A 654-nucleotide genomic window follows, 5' to 3' on the forward strand; every position below is an offset into this window, starting at 1 on the left:
CACAAAAATACGTTCACTTTTCTTTCAAATCCGCCCGCAGAGCCTTGAACTTTTCTTTCCAGTCCTGTGAAATTCTGTATGAGTCGCAGATTTTCTGAACCGCCTTTCCGCAGATTTTGTAGTCAAGTCCGCAAGTCCTCATCCATTCATACACGTTTCCCGGCTCGGTTACGGCAAGCTCTGCAATCAGCCAGGCTTCGCCCATCTGAACGTAGTAGTGGCCGTCATTTTTCATCAGCGGCAAAAGACTTTCCGCGTGTCCTCGTCCCAGCCGGGAGATAAAAAGCACGTAGCCCCAGCGGCGCACAAAAGGCTCTTCAGATTTTACGTATTCCGCCGCGTATTTCATGGCCGCCTCAAAGTCCAAATCCGCAACAAACCCAATCAGCTCGTCCGTGTGCCACCAGTCCGAAAAAAGCAGGTTTCCGTGGATAAATGCCATCCGCGCGTTCACGTCCTTTATCTGCTCAAGGCTCACGTAAAAATAAATCCTGTGGAACTGCTGCTGAGTCAAAACGTGAGGACGGAGCAGGGAAGCGTCCGCATTTTTCTTTACATAGCCGCGAATCAAGCGGTCAACGTCGCATGTCTTGTATTTTCCGAGCGCATCCAAATCCTTTTGAACAAGCTGCGGTGTAAGAAGTAAAGGTTCGT

General features: G+C 49.7%; 1 protein-coding gene. It reads right to left on the reverse strand.

The features are described from left to right. Positions 1 to 13 precede the first annotated feature (13 nt). The coding region (locus B4N75_RS07930) for a DNA alkylation repair protein (RefSeq protein WP_296707073.1) at positions 14 to 654 on the reverse strand (641 nt) is incomplete at its 5' end.

Origin of the sequence: Treponema sp. UBA7570 (assembly GCA_002477955.1) — a bacterium.
Taxonomy (GTDB): Bacteria; Spirochaetota; Spirochaetia; order Treponematales; family Treponemataceae; genus Treponema_D.